This window comes from Streptomyces sp. SD31, from assembly GCF_052068475.1.
GTDB lineage: Bacteria > Actinomycetota > Actinomycetes > Streptomycetales > Streptomycetaceae > Streptomyces.
Window position 1 is genome coordinate 73488 of the sequence record NZ_JBQHCX010000017.1, and the last position, 22352, is coordinate 95839.

Here is a 22352-nt window from a genome sequence, read left to right on the forward strand (position 1 = left end):
TCCCCGCCTTTTGAACGTCGGTCACTCGAACTTCTTGTTTCCTGTGCTTCGCTTGTGCGAAAGTGAGCGACCGGATAGCCGGTCCACAGGTGACGCGGCATAGGTATGCACCAATCAGGCGCCTGCTTTTCCGACGGACGTGCATTTCGCATGCCGTTCTGCGGCTGGGAAGGAAATGGTTCAGTGCAATCCCCTTACCCCCCACGACCGCCGTACCCGCCACGACCCGGGGCGAGCCCCGGAGAGTCCGACCGCAATCTCCTCGCGAGCCTGGGACAGGCCGGGCCGGCCCCCCACGCCGTCGCCCTGCTGATGGCCCGGCACTGGCGCGCCACGTACGACTACGCGTCCATCTGCCTGGCATCCACGGCGAGTTCGGCCTCCATGGTGGCCGCCGCGGCGTTCCATCGTGTGCTCGGCAAGCCCGCCCCCGGCGCACTGCGTCCCCAACTCCTCGCCGCCGTACGGGACATGGTGAAGGAGTGGGCCGCCGACGACGGTATTTCCGCCCTCCTGCCGGAACTCGGCAAACCGACCGGAGGGCGCGGCCTGCGCGCCGCCCGGTCAGTGACGCCCGAAAGGCGGCAAATCGCCGAGCGCGCATTCCGGGATCTGTCGGGGGCTTCGCAATGCCTCCTCTGGCACACCGAGGTCGAGGCGGAACCAATAACCATACCCGCTGGTCTGCTGGGGGTGGACGCGGCCACCGCGTCGGCCACGCTGGAGGGAGTGCGAGAGCAATTCAGGCGCGGTTGCGTCGGTGCCCACGGTGAACTCGCGCCCACCCGGGAATGCCGCTACTACAACCGTCTCCTCGACGTCCCCATTCGCCGGGGCGGCGCCCTGCTGCCCGATGTCCAGCAGCATCTGATGGGGTGCCGTTACTGCCGGCATGCCGCGGAGCAGCTCAGCCATTTCGAGGGCGGCCTCGAAGTGCTCCTCGCCGAAACCGTGCTCGGCTGGGGCGCCCGGCGCTATCTCGACTCCCGGCCCGGGCGAGGCGGCTTGGGATCGGCGCCGGACGCACGCCCGCGCCGCGGCGGACGGCACCGCCCGGCACCTCTCGCCTTGCCGCGCGCACGCACGAAGGCCGTCGCGGTGGGCGTCGGCGTGGCCTCCCTCGCCCTGCTCGTGACCGTGCTCACCGCCAAGGGCTGGTCCGAGGAGAACGGCGCTCCCGATCCGGGGGCCACCTGGGGCGCGCCCAGCGGTCAGACCGTCCACCCCGGCGCCGTCTCCCCGCCCTCGCCCTCGTCCGGCGGATCACCGTCGGCCGCCTCGGCCGAGGAACCCCTCGCGATCGCCCAGGGCAGGCTCCGCAACCTCGACCGCGGCCTGTGCCTGGACCTCCACGACGGCAAGGTCCGCAGCGGCGCCCGAGCCCAGTTGGCCGAGTGCTCGTCCGCCGCGTCCCAGCAGTGGTCGTACCAGGGCAACGGTCTGCTGCGCAGCGCCGCCGCCCCCGCCCTCTGCCTCGACTCCGACCCCGGCGCGGGCACGGTCGTCCTGGCCAACTGCCTCGCGCACGCCGGCGAGGTGAGCTACGACCTCACCGTCCACGGGGAGCTTCTCCTGCGCCGGTCCGAAGGGCTGGCGGTCGCATGCGGCAAGGACGAGAGCGTGGTCGTCATCGAACGGGACGGTTCCACGGCGCAGCGCTGGCTGCTCGACGGCGGCCTCGCGGACGTACGCAAGACCGGGCCCGGGGAGAAGAGGGAGAAGCCGGATGGGAAGGGGACGCACGGCACGCCTGTAGAGCCCGAGCGCGCGTCCCCCGACGCCGACGCCCCCGAGCCGCCCGAGGCCGATTCCCCGTGGGGCGAGTCCGGCCAACTGGAGGAGGAAGCGGAGCCGCAGTACGAGACGCGCTACGTCCAAGACGACTCCGACTCCGGCTCCGGCTCCGACTCCGGCTCGGGCTCCCTCTCCGGCGGCCAGGTCGAGCCCGCCACCCGTGTCGATGCCGTCGTGGCTCTCCCGGCCGAGGCGCCGGGCACTGTGTCCGCCGCCGTCGGCGCCGCCACGACAACGGTCGATTCCGCCCTTCACTAGTCAAGGAGCTCAGGGGCCACTCCGCCGGGGTGGCCCCTCCTGCGACTCCTGGCGCCATTCAGCCGTTTCTCGTTCACTTCATTGACACGAGTCACCGACGCTCATAGTTTTCCCGCCGCACACAGCAGCTGGAGGTGGACCGGTGATACGTCGTATGTCCGTCGCGCTGTTGGCCCTCGCGGCCGCGCTCATCACTCCCGTACCGGCGCAGGCCGCCGGCCCCCCTGTGGTCCGTACCGAAGCGGGCTGGGTGAGAGGCGAAACCACGGCCGAGGGACGGCAGTTCCTCGGCATCCCCTACGCCGAACCGCCGGTAGGAAGGCTTCGCTGGAAGGAGCCGCGGCCGGTCCGGCCCTGGCAAGGGGTGCGTACGGCAGGGGAATTCGGCAACACGTGTGTGCAGGGCGCCAGTTGGGACCCCGGCTATGAGCGGCCCAGCCACACCGAGGACTGTCTCGACCTCAATGTGTACGTCCCCGAAGGCGCCGCACGCCGGGCCGTACTGGTCTGGTTCCACGGCGGAGGCCTCACCGCCGGGGCCGGTCAGGACGTCGTCCCCGACACCTTCGCACGGCAGACCGGTACCGTCGTCGTGACCGTCAACTACCGCCTCGGGGCGATGGGTTTCCTCGCCACGACGGGTCTCGACGGCGAGGCCCGCGACGGGGTCTCCGGCAACTTCGGCATGCTCGACCAGCAGGCCGCCCTGCGCTGGGTGCGCGCCAACATCGGCCGCTTCGGCGGCGATCCGGGCCGGGTGACCATCGCGGGCGAGTCGGCGGGCGGCCGCTCGGTCTGCACCCAGCTGGCCTCGCCGACGGCGAAGGGCTTGTTCCGGGCCGGGATCATCCAGAGCGGGGCGTACGGCGACTGCGGGGCGCGTACGCACGAGACGGCCCTGACCCAGGGCGCCGCCTTCGCGCAGAAGCTCGGCTGTGCCGACCTGGCCTGTCTGCGCGCCAAGCCGGCCGCCGAGATCCTGGCCGCCCAGAGCGGCTTCGACTGGGCGCCGGTGGTCGGCGGCGACTTCCTGCCGAGGCAGCCGGAGGAGGCGTTCGCGCAGGGAGCCGCGGCCGGCGTGCCGGTCATGAACGGGGCCAACCAGGACGAGGGCCGGCTGTTCGCCTGGGCCCGTTTCGACCTGAACGGCAGCCCGCTCACCGCCGACCAGTACCCGACGGTCATGCGGGCGGACTACGGAGACGAGGCGCTCGCGCGCTACCCCCTGTCGTCGTACCCCTCCCCGACCATCGCCTACGCCACGGCCCAGGGCGACCAACTCTTCGCCTGCCCGGCCCTCCGCCTCGACGGCACGCTCGCCGGACGCGGCAAGGTCTACGCGTACGAGTTCGCCGACCGCACCTCCCCGCCCTTCGCCTCCCTGCGCAACCTCGAAACCGACTTCGACTTCGGCGCGACCCACGTCAACGAGGTGCAGTACCTCTTCAAGCACTTCGGCCTTCCGTCACCGCTGAACGCCGAGCAGCGGACGCTGGCGCGGCAGATGATCCAGTACTGGGGCTCCTTCGTCCGGGAAGGGGTGCCGCGGGCCACCGGCCAGCCCGTGATGCCGACCCGGCCCGGGACGGTGCTGACACTGCGCACCGCCTCCGCGGGCGGTAACACACTGAGTACTGCCGTGCACCGTGAGCACCAGTGCAACCTGTGGGACTCAGAGACCGTCACTCAGAACGGGTAGGCTGCCCCGGCGCACGCTCACCGTCGAGCGTGCGCCGGGAAACACAGAGTCCAGGCAATGAGAGGAAGCGGCGTTGCACGTCCAGGAATGGCTCGAAACGGTGCCCCCGCTCGCCATCTATCTGCTGGTCGGCGTGGTCATCGGTCTGGAGAGCCTGGGCATCCCGCTGCCCGGCGAGATCATTCTGGTCTCCTCGGCGCTGCTCGCCTCACAGCACGGTGAGATCGACCCCTTCGTGCTCGGCGCCTGCGCCACCGCGGGCGCGATCATCGGCGACTCCATCGGCTACGCCATCGGCCGCAAGGGCGGCCGCCCACTCCTGGCCTGGCTCGGCGGGAAATTCCCCAAGCACTTCAGCGAGGGCCACATCGCCACCGCCGAACGGTCCTTCCAGAAGTGGGGCATGTGGGCCGTCTTCTTCGGCCGCTTCGTCGCCCTCCTCCGCATCTTCGCCGGCCCCCTCGCGGGCGTCCTGCGGATGCCGTACTGGAAGTTCCTGATCGCCAACGTCTTCGGCGGCATCCTGTGGGCGGGCGGCACGACCGCGGTCATCTACTACGTCGGAGTGGTCGCCGAGTCCTGGCTGAAGCGCTTCTCGTGGCTGGGCCTGGTGGCGGCGGTCCTGATCGGCCTGACGTCCATGCTGATCCTCAAGCGCAAGGCGAAGAAGGCCCAGACGGCACACCGGGAGCCAGTACCGGTCGGAGCCGGGGAGTAAGACGCCTCAAGGGGCGGGGCTGTATCGATATACGGCTCCGCCGCGTGGGCGCGACCAGCCGCATACGGCCCGCAGACCGCGTACGACCTCTAGCCCTCGTGCTCTTCCCGGTGCGCCTGAGCCAGCGCGGCGTACATCGTTCCGTTGAGCGTCACGCCCTGCCGCTCTTCCTCAGTCAGCTCCCGCTTCACCTTCGCCGGCACCCCCGCGACAAGCGACCCGGGCGGCACCTGCATCCCCTGCGGCACCAACGCCTGCGCGGCGACCAAGGACCCCGCCCCGATCACCGCGCCATTCAGCACGGTCGCGCCCATCCCGATCAGACAGTCGTCCCCGACGGTCGCCCCGTGCACCACGGCGTTGTGCCCGACCGACACCCGCGCCCCGATGCTGACCGGAAAACCGGGGTCGGCATGCAGCGTGCAGTTGTCCTGGATATTGGACTGAGCCCCGACGGAGATCCGCTCGACGTCACCGCGCACCACCGCGCCGTACCAGATGCTCGCCCCGGCCTCCAGCGTCACATCCCCGATCACCGCGGACGTGGGCGCCACGAAAGCCTCCGTGTCGATCTTCGGCTCCCTGCCGCCGATGCCCTTGATCAGCGCCTTGTGCGTCATCACCGTCTCCTGTCGTCCGCGGTACACCGGAACGCTACCGCCACCCGGTGGGGCGAAGATCACAGCCCCCGCACCTCATGAGGGCGCCGAACGGTCAGTACGGTAAGCGGGTGCTCAAGCGCAAGAACACGTTCTCGTCCTGGCGGCGCAGCCTCGCGCAGCGCGCCCTCCACGTGGGCTGGGCCTGGGCGCAGCGCACGGGTTCGGTGACCGCCGAGCATCCCGGCCGTTTCCGCTTCGGCTCGATCGGCGAAGCCACCCGGCTCGCCTTCCCGCTCGGCACCGTCTTCGGCGAACCCTGGATCCACCTCGGCTCCCACTGCATCGTCGGCGAGCAGGTGACGCTGACCGCCGGTCTGATGCCCGACCTCGACCTCGGCCCGGAGCCGATCCTGCGTATAGGGGACGGCGTCGTCCTGGGCCGCGGCAGCCATGTCATCGCCGACACGACGGTCACCATCGGCAGCGACTGCTACTTCGGGCCGTACGTCTACGTCACGTCCACGAACCACTCCTACGACGATCCCCACGAGCCCATCGGCAAGCAGTGGCCGCGCATGGAGCCGGTCGAGATCGGCCCGGGGTGCTGGATCGGCACCGGGGCCGTGATCCTGCCCGGCGCGCGGATCGGGCGGAACGTGGTGGTCGCGGCCGGTGCGGTGGTCCGGGGCGTAGTGCCCGACCATGCCGTCGTGGCGGGGGCTCCCGCCCGTGTCGTACGGCGCTGGACGCCCGACGACGGCTGGCAGCCGCCGCTGCGGACCCCGGCGCCGGTGCCGATCCCCGACGGCGTCACCCCCGAGCAGCTACAGGCGCTGGCCGGGCTGGACGAGGAGACGGCGGCGAAACTCGCGGCGTTGGACGAGCAAGCCGCTGCTCGACTGGCCCAGGTCGACGCGGAGACCTGAGTCAGCCGGCCGCCAGCAGCAGTGTGCCGACCAGCGCGAGCCCCGCACCCGCGGCCTGCACCCCCCGCAACCGCTCCCTGAGGATGCCGCGCGCGGCCAACGCGGTCACCACCGGGTAGAGCGAGGCGAGTACGGCGGCCACGGTGACCGGGCCGTGCTGGGCGGCGACCACGTAGGTGCCGTTCGCCGCGACATCGGCGAGGCCGACGAAGGCGAGCGCCGGCAGCGAACGCCAGGGGAAGCCGCCGTCCGGGAGGGCGGTGCCGCCCCGCCGCACGGAGATGCACAGCGCGAGGCCGCCCGCCGCGACGTTGACCACGCGCTGGACGAAGAGGGCGAGGAACAGGCCGGTGACGGTGGTCGACGCCTCCGCGATCAGCGCGAACACCGCACCGAAACCGAAGGCCGCGATCAGCGTGAGCAGGATGGCCTGCCGCTGCACGGGTGCGCCCCGCAGCTGCGGTCCGCCCGCCAGCAGCACCCCGAGCACGGCGACCGCGATCCCCGCGATCTGCATCAGGCCGGGCCGCTCACCGACGAAGACGCCCACCCCGACGGGGACCGCCACTCCCACCGTGCCGAGCGGGGAGACCACGCCCATCGGGCCCAGCGCGAGTGCCTTGTAGAAGCAGAGCAGGGCGACCGGGCCCACCACCCCGGCGGCGACCGCGAACCACAGCTGATCACCGGCCTCGCTCCAGCCGCCGGTGGCCACCACGACCACGCCGAGCACGGCCGCGGCGATGGCCTGCGAGACGACCACCACCGTGAGTGCCGGGGTGCGCCGGGTCAGCAGTCCGCCGCCGAAGTCGGCCAGCCCCCACAGCAGGCTGGTGGCCAGGGCGAAGAGTGCTGTCACGGGAGCCTCGCAGTACAGTTCGGTGCACGATGGGGTGCACCTCACCGTAGTGCAGTGCACTGGACCCCGTCATCCAGAATATTTGACTTCGGAAGTGGTGGACGGAGCAGCGATGGCCGGAACGACGAGGGGCGGAACGTGGCGGACCTCGACCTGCTGACCCAGTCCCTGGCGCGCAACGTCAAGCACTGGCGCTCGGTGCGCGGCTTCACCCTGGACGTGCTCGCGGCCAGGGCGGGCGTCAGCCGCGGCATGCTCATCCAGATCGAGCAGGCGCGCACCAACCCCAGCCTCGGCACGGTGATCAAGATCGGCGACGCGCTCGGGATCAGCATCACCACCCTGCTGGACTACGAGCAGGGCCCGAAGGTACGCGTCGTCTCGGCCGACCAGGTGGTACGGCTGTGGCACACCGACGCGGGCAGCTACAGCAGGCTCCTCGCGGGCACCGAGGCGCCGGGCCCGCTGGAGATGTGGGAGTGGCGGATGATGCCGGGCGAGAGCAGCAGCTCGGACCCGCACCCCGCCGGCACCTTCGAGATCGTCCACGTCACGACGGGCGAGCTGACCCTCACCGTCGAGGATGCGGAGTACCGCGTCCCGGCCGGCGCGAGCGCCACCTTCGACGCCAACGCCCCCCACACGTACGGCAATCAGGGCGACGTCCCGGCGGAATGGGTGCTCGCGGTGTCGGTGCCGCCCGTCCGCTGAGACTCCCGGCCGACCGCCGGTCCGGTGCTGTTAGCGTGCGCTCATGGACGCACCCATCGGTCACTTCGACAACGCCACCCCAGCCCCCGACTGCCTCGACGAGCTCACCCGCCCGGTCGCCGACGCCGTACGCCACTGGAGCGGCAGCGTCCCCGCCGACCAAATCATCTACGTCGAGAGCGACCCCCAGTGGGCCGACACCGCCGTCTTCGTGGAGCACTACGGCCGGGAACTGCTCGAACAGTCCGCGAACTGCGTGGTCGTCGCGGGCAAGCGCGGCGGTGAGGCGACGCTGGCCGCGTGCGTCGTGCTCTCCACCACCCGGGTCGACGTGAACGGCGTCGTACGCCGTCAACTCGGCGCCCGCAAGGCGTCGTTCGCCTCGATGGACACGGCGACCGGTGAGACCGGCATGGAGTACGGCGGCATCACCCCGATCGGACTGCCCGACGGCTGGCCGGTGTTGGTGGACTCGGCCGTCGTCGACCTCCCCTACGTCCTGGTCGGCAGCGGGCGCCGGCGCGGCAAGCTGCTGGTGCCGGGGAAGGCGTTCGCGGAGCTGCCGGGGGCGGTCGTACTGGAGGGGCTCGGCGTCGCCTGAGCCCGTCGGTTCAGCTCATCCCGCGGTGTGGTGCGCCAGGGCGAGATGCGGATCCGCCTCGCCCGGCACCGGTGCCGGATCCGCGTGGACCAGGGCCGCGGTGAGCCGGGGTACGGCGTGCAGCAGGGCGTGTTCGGCGTCGACGGCGATGGCGTGCGCCTGCCGTACCGTCGCTTCGCCGTCCACGACGACCGCCACCTCGGCGCGCAGCCGGTGCCCGATCCAGCGCAACCGAAGCTCGCCCACCTCGCGTACGCCCGCGACCTCCCGCAGCGCCTGTTCGGCCCGGTCCACCAAGGCCGGGTCCACGGCGTCCATCACCCGCCGGAACACCTCGCGCGCGGCGTCCCGCAGCACCAGGACGATCGCGGCCGTGATCGCCAACCCCACGATCGGGTCGGCGAGTTGCCACCCCAGCGCCGCGCCGCCCGCGCTCACCAGGACGGCCAGTGAGGTGAATCCGTCCGTCCGGGCATGCAGTCCGTCCGCGACCAGCGCGGCCGAGCCGATCGCCCGGCCCACCCGGATCCGGTAGCGGGCCACCCACTCGTTGCCCGCGAACCCGACGAGCGCGGCCACGGCGACGGCCGGGATCTGCTCCACCGGGCGCGGATCGAGGAGGCGGTCGACGGCCGTCCACGCCGCGAAGGCCGCGGACGCGGCGATCGTCAGCACGATGACGATGCCCGCGAGGTCCTCGGCCCGCCCGTAGCCGTAGGTGAAGCGCCGCGTCGCCGCGCGCCGGCCCAGTATGAAGGCGATCCCGAGCGGTACGGCGGTGAGCGCGTCCGCGGTGTTGTGCACCGTGTCGCCGAGCAGCGCCACCGAACCGGAGGCGACCACCACGACCGCCTGAGCCAGCGCCGTCACGCCGAGCACGGCCAGCGAGACCCACAGCGCGCGCATGCCGCGGGCCGAGGACTCCAGGGCGGAGTCGAGTTTGTCGGCGGTCTCGTGGGAGTGGGGTTTGAGGAGGTGGGTGAGGCGGTGGCGGAGGGGGGACGGGGTGTGCCCATGTCCGTGCCCGTGCCCGTGCGGGTGTCCGTGTCCGGGTCGGTGCTCGTGCGCGTGGTGCTCGTGCGTGTGCCTGTGATCGGCGTGGTGGTCGTCGTGCTCGTGCGAGTGCCCGTCGCTCACAGCGATCCCCTTCAGGTGCGATGGGAGTGGACGCGTGACCGCCCACGACGCCATTATGTGCGTATGAGCGCACGCATGCACCTGTCACCTGCGCACGATGCGCACCCGCGCACCCCCGGCGAGGAACAGTTCGCGCTCGCCGCCGAACTCCTCGCCCTGCTCGGCGACCGCACCCGCCTCACGCTGCTGCACGCCCTGACGGCGGGAGAGGCCGACGTCACGACGCTCACCGAGGCCTGCGGGGCTGCCCGGCCCGCCGTCAGCCAGCACCTCGCCCGGCTGCGGCTCGCGGGCCTGGTGAACACGCGCAAGAAGGGGCGCCGGGTGATCTACTCCCTGCGCGACGGCCATCTGCGCCGCCTCGTCGACGAGGCGCTGAACGTGGCGGACCACCGGCTCAGCGACCGGCCCCTGCACGACTGACCGAGGGGTGGATCCCGAGCGTGGTCAGTAGTCCGCGTTCTTGCCCAGGTACTGCTCCGCGAACGCCCTGGCCGCCGTCGGGGAGCCGAAGATGCGGCGGAGGCGGGCCAGGGTGGTGCCCGCGCGGTAGGGGTCGCCCGATGATGTGCCGTGGTAGACCTCGGAGAGCCAGTGGGAGAACTCCTGGTAGTCCCACACCCGGCCGAGGCAGGCCGCCGAGTAGCCGTCGAGGCCGGTGCCGTCGCCCTTCGTGAGGTGGGCGACGAGTCCGTCGCCCAGCAGGAAGGCGTCGTGCAGGGCGAGGTTCATGCCCTTGGCGGCGATGGGGGCGGTCAGGTGAGCGGCGTCGCCGGCCAGGAAGAGGCGGCCGAAGACCATGGGCTCGACCACGTAGTTGTGCATGTCGAGGACGCGCTTCTCGATCAGCCGCCCCTCCGTCAGCGGTGGCGCGCCGTTCGCCCCGAGCCGCTGCTGCAGCTCCGTCCAGACCCTGTCGTGTGACCAGTTGTCCGGGTCGTCGCCGGGCGGGCACTCGAGGTAGTAGCGGGTCACCTCGGCGCTGCGCGGCATGTGCCCGGCGAACCCGTTCGGATGCATGCCGAACAGGACGCAGTCGGAGGACGGCGGCGCCTCGGCGAGCAGGGCCAGCCAGCCGATGCCGTAGTCGCTGCGGGAGATGTGGGCACGGTCGGTCGGCAGCGCGGTGCGCGTCACCCCGCGCGCCCCGTCGCAACCCGCCACGAATTCGCAGTGCACGACCTCCCGTTGACCCGTCTGCGGGCAGGTGTACGACACCCAGGGGCGGTCGGTGTCGAGGTCGTGCAGCTCCACGTCCCGCACGCCGAAGCGCACGGTGCCGCCGCGCACGTCCGCGTACTCGCGCACCAGGTCCGTGACCAGGAACTGCTGGGGGTAGACCCAGTGATGAACCCCTGTGAGTTCGCCGTACTCGAACCGGTAGCGCTCCCCGGCGAACCGGAACTCGCACTCGGTGTGCCGCTGCGCCCGCTCCAGCAAGGTGTCCGCGAGGCCCCGCCGCTGGAGTCCGCGCACGGCCCAGTCCTCCAGGACCCCCGCCCGCGGCCGCTGCTCGATGAACTGGCGTGTCTCGGTCTCCAGGACCAGACAGTCGACGGACGCCGCCCGCAGGATGTTGCCGATGGTGAGACCGGCCGGTCCGGCGCCGACGATGACGACCGGGAAGCCTTGCGGGGCACCGGAGTTGGTGTGGGGGGAGGTGGAAGTCACCCGAGCATTATGGGGCGGCTGACGTGGGGAGGGGAGGGCTCCGGGGTGGCTCGGTGGATCGGCGGAGAATCGACGTGTCGTCGCCGTCCGGTCAGCCCAGGCGTGGGATCTCGATCGCCGGGCAGCGGTCCATCACCATGTCGACGCCGGCGGCGCGGGCGCGGTCGTACGCGGCCTCGTCGATGACGCCGAGCTGGAACCAGACGGCCTTGGCGCCGATGGCCGCGGCCTCGTCGGCGACGGCACCGGCGAGGTCGCTGTTGACGAACACGTCGACGACGTCGACCTCGAAGGGGATCGCGTCCAAAGAGGGGTATCCCGGCTCCCCGTGGACCGTCTCCGCCTTCGGGTGCACGGGCACGATGCGCTTGCCGTAGCGCTGGAGGACGTCGGCGACCCCGTATGCCGCACGCCGCTCGTTCGTGGACAGACCCACGATCGCCCAGGTGTCACCGAGCTCGGTGAGGATCTTGCGGACTGTCGCCGGGTCGCCGTACACGCTCGGCCTCCTTGGGATTCGGGCAGGGGCTGCTGTCCCGGACAACAGCGGGTGGTGTGCGGTGATTCCCGGCGGTGGCGGGCTTCCCGTCCGTCATGCGGCGGCCGCAGCGGGTGCGGCCGCCCTCGTGCGCCACGACGGACGGCCGGTGGTGCCCTGCGATCTCCCGCCGAGCGACGAACTACCTTGTCTGGAACGGGATTTGAGTCAGTCGGCCATGGCCTCGCGGACCAGGGCCGTGTCGACGAACTGCTCGAAGCGGACGATCAGCCCGCCGCGGACGGTGAAGTGGTGGGCGACGCGCACGTCGATCGCCTTGCCGGTCGCCTTGTTGGTCGCGGTGTACCGGGCGAGGACGACGACGTTCTCGCCCTCGGTGACATAGGTGTCGTCGTGGGCGATCCAGTCATCCCACTCCTGGCCGAGCTTCTCCATGACGTTGCTGGTGACACCGTCGGGGGTGCGATAGGTGCCGGCGAGGGGGAAGCCGGCCATCTCCGTCCACTCGACGTCGGGGGCGAGGGTGGCGCGCAGGGCTGCCAGGTCACGGTTGGCCGAGGCCAGGTACTGGCGGCGTACGACGTCGGCGGGAGCGGTGGAGGTCGCGAAGTCGGTGCTGTCGTGGGCCATGGAGGTCAGCCCCACTTCATCTCGCCCTTGGCGACCTTCGCGCCGATCTGCGCGGCGATGACCATGCCGTTGCCCGGGTAGCGCTTGACGAGGGCGTCCGTCAGGGCGGCACCGTCGGCGGCCTTGCCGAGCTCCTCCTCGAAGGCGACGAGGTAGTCACGGGTCGCGGTGATCGCGGAGGCGTCGGCGGCGGTATCGGGCAGACGGTGGCCGGGGACGACCAGCTCCGGCTGGAGGGCGGCCATCTCGTCGAGCAGGTCGATCCAGGCGGCGCGGTCGGCCGGTGTGGCCGTGTCGGCGACCCAGACGTGCTCCTGCTGGAAGAGCAGAACGCCGCCGAGGAGCGCGCGCTGCTCGGCCTGCCACAGGTAGTGACGGTCGGGCAGCGCGGCCGGACCGCCCTTGAGCTCGAAGAGGTGGCCTTCGAGGGTGAGGTCACCGGTCAGCGGCTCGAGGTCGACCAGGCGGGTGGGCAGGTTCTGGCCCAGGGCCGCCCATGCCTTGAGCTTGCCCTCGTAGGAGTGCTGGATGTGCTCGATCGTCTGCCGGGTGGCGACGAACCGCGCCTCGGGGAAGGCGTCGGCGATGACCTCGGCGCCGAAGTAGAAGTCGGGGTCGCCGTGGCTGATGAAGACCGTCGTCAGCGTCTTGCCGGAGTCGAGGATCTCGGCGGCCAGGCGGTGGCCGTCGGCGCGGGTGAAGGCGGCGTCCACGAGCAGGGCCTCGTTCTCGCCGGTGACGAGGGTGGCGGTCTTGTTCTTGCTGCCTGCCGGGAAGTCCAGGTCCAGGACCTTGAAGGACAGGGTGCTCATCGGTGGCTCCTTGACGGGACGTGGTGGGTGGGGACGGGGGAGAGGTTCAGGGGGTGAGTACGGCCGTGAGCCGTGCCTCGACCTCGTCGGCGGTGGCGTGGCCGTAGGCCAGGGGGGTGACACGGTCGCCGTCGACGGCGAGGAGGGTGGGGAAGCCGGTGACGCCCAGTTCGGCCCCGAGGCGGAAGTCGGCCTGTGCCGCCGTCCGAGCCTCGGGGGCTTCGAAGGCGGTGACCACGGCGTCGGCGTCCAGCCCGGCCTGTTCGGCGAGCTTCCGGTAGGTCGCGGGGGCGGAGAGGCTCAGCCCGTCGACGTAGAAGGCCCGCTGCATGGCCATGACCAGCTCGGCCGCACGGTCGGGGGAGATCCGCCGCAGGGCGGCGACTCCCCGCGCGGCGTCCTCGGAGTCCATCACGAACGACCCGTCGGCGATCAGCCGCTCGTACGCGTCGCCGAACTCGGCGCCGGTCTGTTCGGCGATCTGGGCGTTCGCGCCCTGCACATAGCCGAACTCACCGATCGGCAGCCGGCGGGTTCCGGTGAACAGGCCGCCGGAGACCACCACCACCGGCAGCTCCGGGTGGCGGGAGGCGACCTCGCGCAGGGTGCCGGAGAACCCGTGCGACCAGCCGCAGTAGGCATCGAAGACGTAGACGAGCTGCATGGAGATCCTCGGCACGGCGCCCGCCGGATGCGAGCGGTTCATCTGACAGAACAGTAGCTGACGAGTCAGATATTTCCTTGTGCGTGTGACTGTGGTCACACCTCTGTCCGCTCTGCTCAGCGCGTCGCGCTGCCGATCGGCCGCTGCCCGGTGGGGGCGCCTCAGGGCAGGCGGGGCAGCTCGTCCCGGGCTGAGTGGCTGAGGAGGCGCAGGTTCTCGGCGAACCGCTCTCGGTCCTCGGGCGGCAGCGGCGCCAGGAAGTAGCGGCGGATGTTCTCCACGTGCAGCCGGGACGCGCGCACGGTGGTCTCCTCGCCCAACGGGGTCAGGCGCACCAGCCGACCGCGCCGGTCGCCGGGGTCCTCGGTGCGCTCGACCAGCCCGGCCGCCTCCATCCGGTCCACGAGACGTGTCACACCGCCCGTGGTCAGCACCTGCTCCTGGGCGATGGCCCGCATCGGCATCCCCGGTTCGCCGGTCCGCCCGAGGATCAGCAGCACCTCGAACATCAGGTGGCTGATGCCGCACTCCCGCTCCAGGGCCCGCCCCAGGATGTACTCCAGCCTGTTCGCGGCCCCCTGCAGCCGCCCGAACGCCAGCACCAGCGCGTTGTCCGCCGCATCTTTCGGCGACGAGATCTCCGCCTGCTCACCCACGTCCCCACCGCCTGTCAGGTCCTCCACGCCATTCATCCCATGATCATGCCGTGTTCCCGGGCCCGACGAGCCGGTTCCTCTTCGAGCGGCGGAGCGTGACCGACCCGGGCGCCTGCTTGTGGCATCGGCGGCGGGGGTCGCCGGTGGTGTTCACCTCATCGCACCTCCCACGCGTAGGGCGCACCCCTGAGTCGGTCGATGAGGTGTCCGCCGCCCCGTCACAGGCCGCGGGCACCAGCGTCACCATCGACTTCGCCACCGTCGGCGGCGCCCGGTACCAGCAGTGGTAGATCTGGCGCCTCCTCGGCGCTTGACAGGAGGTCGCCGGTCGGGCTTCCTTAGGGGTGTTGCGTATGGCGGTACTGTTGTGTGCTGCGCAACTGAGCCTATTCCCTACACCGCGGAGCAGCGCTACAGATGACTCGCAAGCCACCTGCTGAGGACCCCGGCGACGCCCGTCTGCGGGTCGGCCCCCCGAAGGAGTACGCCGCCGGCCTCCCCGCGGTCACCTCCTCGCTGCGGCACGCCGGCGAACAGATGGGGGCCCGCCGCAGCCTGCTCACGCTGCTCCGGGTGAATCAGAAGGAGGGCTTCGACTGTCCGGGGTGCGCCTGGCCGGAGCCCGACCACCGGCACAAGGCGGAGTTCTGTGAGAACGGCGCCAAGGCCGTCGCCGAGGAGGCCACCGTACGCCGGGTGACCCCGGACTTCTTCGCCGAGCACACCCTGGAGGACCTGCTTCCGCGCAGCGACTACTGGCTCGGACAGCAGGGGCGCCTCACCCACCCCATGTACCGCCCGGCCGGCGCCGACCGCTACGAGCCGATCTCCTGGGACGAGGCGTTCGCCGTGATCGCCCGCGAGCTCGGCGCGCTCGACCACCCGGACCAGGCCGCCTTCTACACCTCCGGACGGGCGAGCAACGAGGCCGCGTTCCTCTACCAGCTCTTCGTCCGCGGCTTCGGCACCAACAACCTGCCGGACTGCTCCAACATGTGCCACGAGTCCAGCGGCTCGGCCCTGGTGGAGACCATCGGCATCGGCAAGGGCAGCGTCAGTCTGGAGGACCTCTACGAGGCCGATCTGATTCTCGTGGTCGGCCAGAACCCGGGCACCAACCACCCCCGGATGCTCTCCGCGCTGGAGCGGGCCAAGCAGCAGGGCGCGCGCGTCATCGCGGTCAACCCGCTGCCCGAGGCGGGCCTGCTCCGGTTCAAGAACCCCCAGAAGCCGTCCGGCGTCATCGGCGGCGGCACCAAGCTGGCGGACCAGTTCCTGCAGATCAGGCTGGGCGGCGACCAGGCGCTCTTCCAGGCCTTCAGCCGCATGCTGCTGGAGGCGGAGGACGAGTCGCCCGGCAGTTGCCTGGACACCTCCTTCATCGAGCGGTACACGCATGGCTTCGAGGAGTTCGCCGAGCACGCCCGCAAGGCGTCGTGGGAGGAGATCCTCCAGGCCACCGGTCTGCCCGAGGACGAGATCCGGACCGCGTTCGGCCATGTGCTGGCCGCCAAGAAGATCGTCGTCTGCTGGGCGATGGGACTGACCCAGCACAAGCACTCCGTGCCCACCATCCGGGACGTCGTCAACTTCCTTCTGCTGCGCGGCAACATCGGCCGCCCCGGCGCCGGTCTCTGCCCGGTGCGCGGCCACTCCAACGTGCAGGGCGACCGCACGATGGGCATCTACGAGAAGCCGGACGCCGCCTTCCTGGACCGGCTCGGCGCCGAGTTCGCCTTCACGCCCCCGCGCCGCCACGGCCACGACGCGGTCGACAGCATCCGCGCCATGCGCGACGGCGACGTGAAGGTCTTCATCGCGCTGGGCGGCAACTTCGTCGCCGCGGCCCCCGACACCGACCTGACCGAGCAGGCCCTGCGCAGGTGCCGGCTCACCGTCCAGATCTCCACCAAGCTCAATCGCTCGCACGTCATCGCCGGGGAGCAGGCCCTCATCCTGCCGTGCCTCGGTCGCACCGAGGCCGACCTGCGGCCGGCCGGGCCCCAACTGGTCACGGTGGAGGACTCCATGGGCATGGTGCACCTGTCGCGGGGCCGGCTGACACCCGCGTCCGAGCACCTGCTGAGCGAAGTCGCGATCATCTGCCGGACGGCCCGGGCCACCCTCGGCGAAGCGGGCCCGCAGGTGCCGTGGGAGGAGTTCGAGTCGGACTACGACCGCATCCGCGACCGCATCGAACGCGTCATCCCAGGCTTCGAGGACTTCAACGCCCGGGTACGGCAGCCGGGCGGCTTCGCCCTGCCCCACCCGCCCCGCGACGAGCGCCGGTTCACGACGAGCACCGGCCTGGCCAACTTCACCGCCAACGCGCTGGAGAGCCCCAAGGTCCCGCCGGGCCGACTGCTGTTGCAGACGCTGCGCTCCCACGACCAGTACAACACCACCATCTACGGCCTGGACGACCGCTACCGCGGCATCCAGCAGGGCCGCCGGGTCCTCTTCCTGCACCCCGACGACCTCACCGAGCGCGGCCTCGCCGACGGGGACATGGTCGACATCGTCAGTGAGTACGGCGACGGAGTGGAGCGCAGGGCACCGGCCTTCCGGGCCGTGTCGTACCCGACCCCCCGGGGCTGCTGCGCCGCCTACTTCCCCGAGACCAACGTCCTCGTACCACTGGACTCCACGGCGGCCATCAGCAACACCCCCACGTCGAAGTCCATCGTCGTCCGACTGGAACAGGTCCGAGCCGAACAGGTCCGAGCGGAACAGGCCCGAGTGGAACAGGCGTCAGCCGGCGCGTAGCCCAGCCGCTGAACGGCGGGGACGTATTCCCCTGCCGTTCGTCCGTTCCCTTCCGCAGAGGTGGTGACCGATGAGTGGACGCCCTGACGACCTCGCACCGCTGGCCCGCTTCGGCGGTCTCGTCGCCACCGACCTCCGGGACGTGACCAGCGATCCCGCGGCCTTGGACTCCACCGGGTTCTGGGCCGTGGTCGCCGACTTCGAGGGGCGCCTGGTGTGCGCGCGCTTCGGGGACGTACGGCGGGAAACCGTGCCCGCTGTCGAGCCCGGTACGTGGCGTGGCCCGGCCCCGGACGACTGGACCTCCTCCCTCGACCGGGCCGCCTACATCGCCGGGGTGCGGCGCATCCGCGAGCACATCGCGGCCGGCGAGGTCTACCAGGCCAACCTGTGCCGGGTGCTGTCCGCGCCGCTGCCCGACCCGGAGCGCGCGGACGTCGACGCCCTCACCACCCTGCTGGCGCGCGGCAACCCCGCGCCCTATGCCGGCACCGTGCGCCTGCCCGCGCACGGCGTGGAGATCGCCACGGCCTCGCCCGAGCTCTTCCTGCGCCGGGACGGCCGTACGGTCGTCTCCGGCCCCATCAAGGGCACCGGCCGTACCGCCGCGGACCTCCTCGACAAGGACCACGCCGAGAACGTCATGATCGTGGACCTGGTCCGCAACGACCTGGGGCGCGTCTGCGCCACCGGCTCCGTGACCGTCCCCGAGCTGTGCGCCGTCGAGGCACACCCCGGCCTGGTGCATCTGGTGTCCACGGTGCGTGGCGAACTGGCCGAAGGCGCCGGATGGCCCGAGCTGCTCGCCGGCACCTTCCCGCCCGGCTCCGTCACGGGCGCCCCCAAGTCCAGCGCGCTGCGCATCATCGCGGCGCTGGAAACGGCGCCCCGCGGCCCGTACTGCGGTGGCGTGGGCTGGGTCGACGCCGATCGCGGCACGGGTCAACTCGCCGTCGGCATCCGCACGTTCTGGATCGACCGCCCCGCTCCCGGCGGTCCGTTACTGCGTTTCGGTACCGGGGCCGGGATCACCTGGGGATCCGACCCCGAGCGCGAGTGGGCCGAGACGCGGCTCAAAGCGCGGCGGCTGCTGACGGTGGCGTCGGGTGCGTACCGGCGCGGCTCCCGCATGCCCTCCCGGGCAGACGGCTGACGGTTCGTCGGGTCGGGGTAACCGCGCCCGCGGGCGTTCGTGGTCACGGGTCGATCGCGGTCGGGCAACTCAGCACGTCCGACCCCTTGACAGCCCTCCCGGGCGCCCAGATGGTTGTTGCCCATAGTGAATTCAGATGCATTATTCGCAACGACGCACCATGGCGGCCGCTCCGCCTCCCCTTCTCTCGTCGTTCTCCCATCCGCTCCGGCGTGCCGGTCGGCCAGGCGGAATCACCGACGAGTTCCCCCGTCGTCGTCCGCGACAAAGACTCCACTGCCGTCTGTGGAAAGGACGAGCTGATGAGTAAAACCCGCGAAAGGGACGGGAGGCACAGCCATCCCGTTGCCGCGGATCTCCCAGGAAGCCCGGCGGTGTCCGCCGGTCCCCGCACCGACCTGATCGTCTTCGGCGTCGCCGCGGCCCTCACCCTCGCCTTCGTCGTCTGGGGAGCCACCGCGACCGACACGCTGGAGAGCGTGTCCGGAAAGCTCCTGGACGGGACCATCCGCAACGGTGGCTGGGCCTTCGTCCTCGCGGCCTCGGGCTTCGTGGTCTTCGCCCTCTGGCTGGCGATCAGCCGGTACGGGCGGATCACCCTGGGCGAGGAGGGCGAGCAGCCCGAGTTCCGCACCGTCTCATGGATCGCCATGATGTTCAGCGCGGGCATGGGCATCGGCCTGATGTTCTACGGCGTGAGCGAACCGCTCTCGCACTTCGTCACGCCACCGCCGGGCACCGACCCGGCCGACGCCAACGAGGCCATGGAGACCGCCATGGCCACCACCCTCTTCCACTGGACGCTGCATCCGTGGGCGATGTACGCGGTGGTGGGTCTCGCGATCGCCTACAGCACCTTCCGGCGCGGCCGCCGGCAGCTGATCAGTGCCGTGTTCACCCCGCTGATCGGCGAGAAGCGGGCGAACGGCTGGGGCGGCCGGGTCATCGACATCCTCGCCATCTTCGCCACCCTCTTCGGCTCCGCTGCCTCCCTGGGCCTCGGTGCCCTGCAGATCGGCAGCGGCTTCACCGGACTCGGCTGGCTGGGATCCGTCGGCACCGGCCTGCTGGTCGCCGTGATCGCGGTGCTGACCGTGGCGTTCGTCGCCTCGGCGGTGTCCGGGATCGAGAAGGGCATCCAGTGGCTGTCCAACATCAACATGGTGCTGGCGGTGAGCCTGGCGGTCTTCGTGTTCCTCGTCGGCCCGACCATCTTCATCCTCGACCTGCTGCCCACCTCCATAGGCGCCTTCTTCGGGGACCTGGCCCAGATGGCCGGGCGGACCGAGGCGTCGAGCGGTGAAGGCGTCGCCGACTGGCTGGCCGGCTGGACGGTCTTCTACTGGGCCTGGTGGATCTCCTGGACGCCCTTCGTCGGCATGTTCATCGCGCGCATCAGCCGTGGCCGGACCATCCGGCAGTTCGTCGGCGGCGTCATCCTGGTCCCCAGCACCGTCAGCCTGCTGTGGTTCGCCGTCTTCGGTGGCTCGGCGATGCATCTGCAGGACGAGAAGAAGCTCAGTGACGCCTCGACCGCCCAGGGCCAGCTCTTCGACGTGCTCCAGCAGTACCCGGTCGCCACGATCACGAGCGTGGTGGTGATGATCCTCGTCGGCATCTTCTTCGTCTCCGGCGCCGACGCCGCCTCGATCGTGATGGGCACGCTCTCGCAGCGCGGGTCCCTGGAACCCACCCGCGGTGTCGTCGTCTTCTGGGGCGTGCTGACCGGTGCGGTAGCCGCGATCATGCTGCTCATCGGCGGCGGCAAGGGTGACGCGCTCACCGGACTGCAGAACCTGACCATTCTCGCGGCGGCGCCCTTCACCCTGGTGATGGTCGGCCTCTGTATCGCCCTCACCCGCGATCTGCGCCAGGACCCGCTCATCATCCGCGGGCGGATCGGCAAGGAGGCCATCGAAACGGCCGTCATCGCCGGTCACGAGAAGTACGACGGCGACTTCGAGCTGCGCATCGGCCCCGTGGCGTGCAACGACGGCGCGGAGTCCCCGCAGCCCCAGCAGTCCCAGGACCCCGTGCACCCCACGGAGCCCTCCACCTCCGCTCGCTGAGAGCGGCAGATCCGCGCCCGGCGGGGTCGTGGCACCGACATGGTCGGCCACGGCCCCGCCGGGCGTTCGTGCTGCTCCCACCGCGATCCCGCCCGGCCGAGGGAACCTCGTCGCGCTCCTTGACCCCCGGTCGGCGCTCAACGATGCTGTGTTGCGACACGTGAGATGTGTGCCGTAATGAGCAACATCCGATTCAAGTCTCCACCAGCCGAGGAGTGGCCATGACGCACCAGGTCCGTGCTGTCGTCGCGCGGGGCAAGGGCGCCCCCGTCAGCCTGGAAACGATCGTCGTGCCTGACCCGGGTCCGGGTGAGGCGCTGGTGAAGATCGAGGCCTGCGGGGTCTGCCACACCGATCTGCACTATCGCGAGGGCGGCATCAACGACGACTTCCCGTTCCTGCTGGGCCATGAGGCCGCGGGCATCGTGGAGTCGGTGGGGGAGGGCGTCACCGATGTCGCGCCCGGCGACTTCGTGATCCTCAACTGGCGTGCGGTGTGCGGCCAGTGCCGCGCCTGTCAGCGTGGGGAGGCGTGGTACTGCTTCAACACCCACAACGCCAAGCAGAAGATGACCTTGCTCGACGGCACCGAGTTGTCGCCCGCCCTCGGTATCGGCGCGTTCGCGGAGAAGACGCTGGTCGCGGCCGGGCAGTGCACCAAGGTCGACCCGTCCGCGTCGGCGGCCGCCGCCGGTCTGCTGGGCTGCGGCGTGATGGCGGGCATCGGTGCCGCGATCAACACCGGCAACGTCGGCCGGGGCGACTCGGTCGCCGTCATCGGCTGCGGCGGCGTCGGGGCCGCGGCGATCGCCGGGGCGAACCTGGCCGGCGCGGCGAAGGTCATCGCGGTCGACATCGACGACCGCAAGCTGGAGACCGCCTCGAAGCTGGGCGCGACCCACACCGTCAACTCCAAGTCCGCCGACGCGGTCGAGGCGATCCGCGAGCTGACCGGCGGCCACGGCGCCGACGTCGTCATCGAGGCGGTCGGCCGCCCGGAGACGTACAAGCAGGCGTTCTACGCCCGCGACCTCGCCGGCACGGTCGTCCTCGTCGGCGTGCCCACCCCCGAGATGAAGCTCGAACTGCCGCTGCTGGACGTCTTCGGCCGCGGCGGCTCCCTGAAGTCCTCCTGGTACGGCGACTGCCTGCCGAGCCGTGACTTCCCGATGCTGATCGACCTCTACCTCCAGGGCCGCCTGGACCTCGACGCCTTCGTCACGGAGACCATCGCGCTGGACGAGGTCGAGAAGGCCTTCGAGCGGATGCACCACGGCGACGTGCTGCGCTCGGTGGTGGTCCTCTGATGGCGGCCCGCATCGAACACCTCGTCACCTCGGGGACGTTCTCCCTGGACGGCGGCACCTGGGACGTCGACAACAACGTGTGGATCGTCGGTGACGACACCGAGGCGATCGTCATCGACGCCGCGCACGACGCCGACGCCATCGCCGAGGCCGTCGGCGACCGGCGCCTCATCGCGATCGTGAGCACCCACGCGCACAACGACCACATCGACGCCGCGCCCGAACTCGCGGCCCGCACCGGCGCCCCGGTCCTGCTGCATCCGGACGACCTGCCGCTGTGGAAACAGACCCACCCCGACCGGGCGCCGGACGCCGAACTGACCGACGGCCAGGGCCTCACGGTGGCCGGCGTCGAGCTGACCGTGCTGCACACACCCGGCCACGCCCCCGGGGCGGTCTGTCTGTACGCACCGGCTCTGAAGGCGCTCTTCAGCGGCGACACCCTGTTCGCCGGCGGGCCGGGCGCGACAGGGCGGTCGTACAGCCATTTCCCGACCATCATCGACTCGATCCGGGACCGGCTGCTGACGCTGCCGGGAGACACCGTCGTGCACACGGGGCACGGTGACACGACCACCGTCGCGGCCGAGGCCCCGCACCTGCAGGAGTGGGTCGACCGCGGCTTCTGACGCCCGCCTGCGACCCTCACACGCCCGCCCTCGGCTCGCGGTCACCGCGAGCCGAAGCGGCGGGCTGCTGTTGTTCTATGTGAGCCTAGTTTTTTATGGCGCAACACGATGAATGGCCTCAGAGGGGCCTCTGAACGCCTTGACAAGGGTTCTGGGCCGCCCCAGACTGATGTTGCGCTTACCGCAATCCG

General features: G+C 71.0%; 22 protein-coding genes. 13 read left to right on the top strand and 9 right to left on the bottom strand.

Annotated features, from left to right (window positions below; genetic code table 11):
• Window positions 1-183: 183 nt before the first annotated feature.
• The 3 genes from ACTMVF_RS31725 to ACTMVF_RS31735 all read left to right on the top strand — a co-directional run bounded on the left by ACTMVF_RS31725 (window position 184) and on the right by ACTMVF_RS31735 (window position 4469).
• Window positions 184-2052, top strand: a complete 1869-nt coding sequence (locus ACTMVF_RS31725) for an RICIN domain-containing protein (RefSeq protein ID WP_441274519.1) — start codon at window positions 184-186, stop codon at window positions 2050-2052.
• A 142-nt stretch (window positions 2053-2194) separates the two neighbouring features.
• Window positions 2195-3751, top strand: coding sequence for a carboxylesterase/lipase family protein (locus ACTMVF_RS31730; RefSeq protein ID WP_441274520.1), 1557 nt, complete (start codon window positions 2195-2197; stop codon window positions 3749-3751).
• A gap of 73 nt (window positions 3752-3824) precedes the next feature.
• The gene (locus ACTMVF_RS31735; protein ID WP_441274521.1) at window positions 3825-4469 is read left to right on the top strand and encodes a DedA family protein; all 645 of its coding nucleotides are present in this window, start codon (window positions 3825-3827) and stop codon (window positions 4467-4469) included.
• Window positions 4470-4558: 89 nt separating this feature from the next.
• On the opposite strand, the gene ACTMVF_RS31740 is transcribed toward ACTMVF_RS31735, so the two are convergent.
• On the bottom strand, window positions 4559-5089 hold the full coding sequence (locus ACTMVF_RS31740; RefSeq protein WP_441274522.1) for a gamma carbonic anhydrase family protein: 531 nt from the start codon (window positions 5087-5089) through the stop codon (window positions 4559-4561).
• Window positions 5090-5199: 110 nt separating this feature from the next.
• Between ACTMVF_RS31740 and ACTMVF_RS31745 the strand changes: the two genes are divergently transcribed.
• Window positions 5200-5997 carry an acyltransferase gene (locus tag ACTMVF_RS31745; RefSeq protein WP_441274523.1) on the top strand — a complete coding sequence of 266 codons (798 nt, stop codon included), beginning with the start codon at window positions 5200-5202 and terminating at the stop codon, window positions 5995-5997.
• Between the two features lies 1 nt (window position 5998).
• Here ACTMVF_RS31745 and ACTMVF_RS31750 read toward each other — a convergent pair whose 3' ends face one another.
• Window positions 5999-6856 (bottom strand): EamA family transporter, encoded by an 858-nt coding sequence (locus ACTMVF_RS31750; RefSeq protein WP_441274524.1) that lies wholly within the window; start codon window positions 6854-6856, stop codon window positions 5999-6001.
• Window positions 6857-6994: 138 nt separating this feature from the next.
• On the opposite strand from ACTMVF_RS31750, the gene ACTMVF_RS31755 reads away from it, so the two are divergent.
• Together ACTMVF_RS31755 and ACTMVF_RS31760 are read left to right on the top strand one after the other, a co-directional pair.
• A complete protein-coding gene (locus ACTMVF_RS31755; RefSeq protein ID WP_441274525.1) occupies window positions 6995-7567 on the top strand; it encodes a helix-turn-helix domain-containing protein in 573 nt (190 codons plus the stop codon).
• A gap of 43 nt (window positions 7568-7610) precedes the next feature.
• On the top strand, window positions 7611-8168 hold the full coding sequence (locus ACTMVF_RS31760) for a YbaK/EbsC family protein (protein WP_441274526.1): 558 nt from the start codon (window positions 7611-7613) through the stop codon (window positions 8166-8168).
• 15 nt (window positions 8169-8183) lie between these two features.
• Here the strand turns inward: ACTMVF_RS31760 and ACTMVF_RS31765 are convergent, their stop codons facing one another.
• Window positions 8184-9305, bottom strand: a complete 1122-nt coding sequence (locus tag ACTMVF_RS31765; protein WP_441274527.1) for a cation diffusion facilitator family transporter — start codon at window positions 9303-9305, stop codon at window positions 8184-8186.
• A 63-nt stretch (window positions 9306-9368) separates the two neighbouring features.
• Between ACTMVF_RS31765 and ACTMVF_RS31770 the strand changes: the two genes are divergently transcribed.
• On the top strand, window positions 9369-9728 hold the full coding sequence (locus ACTMVF_RS31770) for an ArsR/SmtB family transcription factor (protein ID WP_441274528.1): 360 nt from the start codon (window positions 9369-9371) through the stop codon (window positions 9726-9728).
• A gap of 24 nt (window positions 9729-9752) precedes the next feature.
• On the opposite strand, the gene ACTMVF_RS31775 is transcribed toward ACTMVF_RS31770, so the two are convergent.
• The 6 genes from ACTMVF_RS31775 to ACTMVF_RS31800 all read right to left on the bottom strand — a co-directional run bounded on the left by ACTMVF_RS31775 (window position 9753) and on the right by ACTMVF_RS31800 (window position 14237).
• Window positions 9753-10976, bottom strand: a complete 1224-nt coding sequence (locus ACTMVF_RS31775; RefSeq protein WP_441274529.1) for a 4-hydroxybenzoate 3-monooxygenase — start codon at window positions 10974-10976, stop codon at window positions 9753-9755.
• Between the two features lie 91 nt (window positions 10977-11067).
• Entirely contained in the window at window positions 11068-11475 is a 408-nt protein-coding gene (locus ACTMVF_RS31780; protein WP_441274530.1) for a CoA-binding protein, read from the bottom strand.
• Between the two features lie 207 nt (window positions 11476-11682).
• The gene (locus ACTMVF_RS31785) at window positions 11683-12105 is read right to left on the bottom strand and encodes a nuclear transport factor 2 family protein (protein ID WP_441274531.1); all 423 of its coding nucleotides are present in this window, start codon (window positions 12103-12105) and stop codon (window positions 11683-11685) included.
• A gap of 5 nt (window positions 12106-12110) precedes the next feature.
• Complete coding sequence (locus ACTMVF_RS31790) at window positions 12111-12917, bottom strand: MBL fold metallo-hydrolase (RefSeq protein ID WP_441274532.1); 807 nt, start codon at window positions 12915-12917, stop codon at window positions 12111-12113.
• A 46-nt stretch (window positions 12918-12963) separates the two neighbouring features.
• Entirely contained in the window at window positions 12964-13581 is a 618-nt protein-coding gene (locus tag ACTMVF_RS31795; protein ID WP_441274669.1) for a DsbA family protein, read from the bottom strand.
• 161 nt (window positions 13582-13742) lie between these two features.
• A complete protein-coding gene (locus ACTMVF_RS31800) occupies window positions 13743-14237 on the bottom strand; it encodes a MarR family winged helix-turn-helix transcriptional regulator (RefSeq protein ID WP_441274670.1) in 495 nt (164 codons plus the stop codon).
• A gap of 50 nt (window positions 14238-14287) precedes the next feature.
• On the opposite strand from ACTMVF_RS31800, the gene ACTMVF_RS31805 reads away from it, so the two are divergent.
• The 6 genes from ACTMVF_RS31805 to ACTMVF_RS31830 all read left to right on the top strand — a co-directional run bounded on the left by ACTMVF_RS31805 (window position 14288) and on the right by ACTMVF_RS31830 (window position 22161).
• Window positions 14288-14527, top strand: coding sequence for a hypothetical protein (locus tag ACTMVF_RS31805; protein WP_441274533.1), 240 nt, complete (start codon window positions 14288-14290; stop codon window positions 14525-14527).
• Between the two features lie 127 nt (window positions 14528-14654).
• Window positions 14655-17003 (top strand): FdhF/YdeP family oxidoreductase, encoded by a 2349-nt coding sequence (locus tag ACTMVF_RS31810; RefSeq protein WP_441274534.1) that lies wholly within the window; start codon window positions 14655-14657, stop codon window positions 17001-17003.
• 70 nt (window positions 17004-17073) lie between these two features.
• The gene (locus ACTMVF_RS31815) at window positions 17074-18156 is read left to right on the top strand and encodes a chorismate-binding protein (protein WP_441274535.1); all 1083 of its coding nucleotides are present in this window, start codon (window positions 17074-17076) and stop codon (window positions 18154-18156) included.
• Between the two features lie 302 nt (window positions 18157-18458).
• Window positions 18459-20225, top strand: coding sequence for a BCCT family transporter (locus ACTMVF_RS31820; protein ID WP_441274536.1), 1767 nt, complete (start codon window positions 18459-18461; stop codon window positions 20223-20225).
• A 221-nt stretch (window positions 20226-20446) separates the two neighbouring features.
• The gene (locus ACTMVF_RS31825; protein ID WP_441274537.1) at window positions 20447-21532 is read left to right on the top strand and encodes an S-(hydroxymethyl)mycothiol dehydrogenase; all 1086 of its coding nucleotides are present in this window, start codon (window positions 20447-20449) and stop codon (window positions 21530-21532) included.
• Window positions 21532-22161: an MBL fold metallo-hydrolase gene (locus ACTMVF_RS31830; protein ID WP_441274538.1), complete on the top strand. Its 630-nt coding sequence runs from the start codon at window positions 21532-21534 to the stop codon at window positions 22159-22161. The genes ACTMVF_RS31825 and ACTMVF_RS31830 overlap by 1 nt, the downstream gene beginning before the upstream one ends.
• The last annotated feature ends 191 nt before the right edge of the window (window positions 22162-22352 follow it).

Excerpts from the sequence above, each read along its gene's own strand:
- ACTMVF_RS31740 (WP_441274522.1), bottom strand. The coding sequence starts at position 5,089 with ATGACGCACAAGGCGCTGATCAAGGGCATCGGCGGCAGGGAGCCGAAG.
- ACTMVF_RS31760 (WP_441274526.1), top strand. The coding sequence starts at position 7,611 with ATGGACGCACCCATCGGTCACTTCGACAACGCCACCCCAGCCCCCGAC.
- ACTMVF_RS31770 (WP_441274528.1), top strand. The coding sequence starts at position 9,369 with ATGAGCGCACGCATGCACCTGTCACCTGCGCACGATGCGCACCCGCGC.
- ACTMVF_RS31785 (WP_441274531.1), bottom strand. The coding sequence starts at position 12,105 with ATGGCCCACGACAGCACCGACTTCGCGACCTCCACCGCTCCCGCCGAC.
- ACTMVF_RS31790 (WP_441274532.1), bottom strand. The coding sequence starts at position 12,917 with ATGAGCACCCTGTCCTTCAAGGTCCTGGACCTGGACTTCCCGGCAGGC.
- ACTMVF_RS31795 (WP_441274669.1), bottom strand. The coding sequence starts at position 13,581 with ATGCAGCTCGTCTACGTCTTCGATGCCTACTGCGGCTGGTCGCACGGG.
- ACTMVF_RS31810 (WP_441274534.1), top strand. The coding sequence starts at position 14,655 with ATGACTCGCAAGCCACCTGCTGAGGACCCCGGCGACGCCCGTCTGCGG.
- ACTMVF_RS31815 (WP_441274535.1), top strand. The coding sequence starts at position 17,074 with ATGAGTGGACGCCCTGACGACCTCGCACCGCTGGCCCGCTTCGGCGGT.
- ACTMVF_RS31820 (WP_441274536.1), top strand. The coding sequence starts at position 18,459 with ATGAGTAAAACCCGCGAAAGGGACGGGAGGCACAGCCATCCCGTTGCC.
- ACTMVF_RS31825 (WP_441274537.1), top strand. The coding sequence starts at position 20,447 with ATGACGCACCAGGTCCGTGCTGTCGTCGCGCGGGGCAAGGGCGCCCCC.
- ACTMVF_RS31830 (WP_441274538.1), top strand. The coding sequence starts at position 21,532 with ATGGCGGCCCGCATCGAACACCTCGTCACCTCGGGGACGTTCTCCCTG.